The following is a 1,235-nucleotide window of genomic DNA, read 5'->3' as shown; positions in this document are numbered from 1 at the left end:
CCCAGTGCAAAAAACAGCTGATCCGCCAACGTCCCGCGGTCCGTGATGCCCAGCTGCAGCAGGCGCTGTTCGGCCGCCACTGCATCTACCGCCAAGGGGTGTGGTGTGAAAGCCCAATCACATAGCACCAGCTGTTGAGCCCACCAGGCATTTAGTGCATCGGCCAAAAGACACCTCGAAGAAACAGAAAGCGATCCATGAAAGCAATACCGCGCGGAGGCAGGGCTGCCAAAAGCGCCATAGTGTAACGGAAACTAACGCCAAGACCGATAGCCCGCGCACAAAACAACGCTGCCCGGCACAAGGGCCGGGCAGCGTAGGGAACAGCCGAGAGAAGCGCTAAGCGCTTTTGACTTTACTGATGACCCACAACAACACCACGGCCCCCACGGTCGCCGTCACCAGCGAACCAATGAAACCGCCCGCCTGAAGGCCCAGAAGACTGAACAGGAAGCCCCCGACCAAGGCGCCAATGATCCCTACCCCGATATTGCCCAGCACGCCAAAACCGCCGCCGCGCATGATGTTGCCAGCAATCCAGCCAGCCAAACCACCAATGATCAACCACGCAATAAAGCCCATACATCCTCCTTGGTTTTACCTAGCCTGGGGTTTTAACTTTCGCCTATGGTTGTTCTACCATAGCACACAGCGCCAGGGTGCTGCCCATTTGTTGCCTTTACTCACAAGGCCTTCTTACAAGGACTTCCCATGATTCCCGACTCCCTCACACAGCTGCTTGCCGATGTCGATGGCCACCAACCGGCTACCTGGCAAGGGCGCGACGTCGCGCTGTTCAACATGGACTGGGGCAGCATGGTGATCAGCCTGCAGGGTGCCCAGGTGCTGCACTTTCAACCGCGCAACGAGCAGCCCTGGCTATGGGTGACGCCCACGCCTCAGGCGATGCCGGGAGCGATTCGTGGCGGCATCCCACTGTGCTGGCCCTGGTTTGCCGACGAGCGTTATGCCGACGAAAGCCCCGAGCGTAACGGCCCCTTCCACGGCCTGGCTCGCCACGCCCAGTGGCGCCTCGACGCTGTGGACGATCATGCGGAAGGCATCGAGGTGCACCTTTCACCCACCCAGCCCCTGCACAGCCAACTGACCGCTCGGCTGGTGGTTCAAGCCAACGCCCAGCGCCTCAATGTCGAGCTGATTACCGAAAACATTGGCGAGGCGCCGGTCAAGACCAGCGGCGCACTGCATACCTACCTGGCTGTCGATGACGTGCA

2 protein-coding genes are annotated in these 1,235 nt (G+C 60.2%); one reads left to right on the top strand and one right to left on the bottom strand.

The window, feature by feature from the left end; translation table 11 throughout:
• Positions 1-339: 339 nt before the first annotated feature.
• Positions 340-582 (bottom strand): GlsB/YeaQ/YmgE family stress response membrane protein, encoded by a 243-nt coding sequence (locus B7L71_RS09160; protein WP_009098790.1) that lies wholly within the window; start codon positions 580-582, stop codon positions 340-342.
• 129 nt (positions 583-711) lie between these two features.
• On the opposite strand from B7L71_RS09160, the gene B7L71_RS09155 reads away from it, so the two are divergent.
• Positions 712-1,235: aldose epimerase family protein (locus B7L71_RS09155; protein ID WP_446497409.1), on the top strand; the 524-nt coding region annotated here is incomplete at its 3' end.

Source organism: Halomonas sp. BC2, assembly GCF_002078115.1.
Lineage (GTDB): Bacteria > Pseudomonadota > Gammaproteobacteria > Pseudomonadales > Halomonadaceae > Vreelandella > Vreelandella stevensii.
Note: the sequence above shows the minus strand (reverse complement) of the source record. Positions and strands in the feature narration are given on the sequence as shown.

Bases quoted from the DNA above. Each gene is read 5' to 3' on its own strand.
- B7L71_RS09160 (WP_009098790.1), bottom strand. From the start codon at position 582: ATGGGCTTTATTGCGTGGTTGATCATTGGTGGTTTGGCTGGCTGGATT.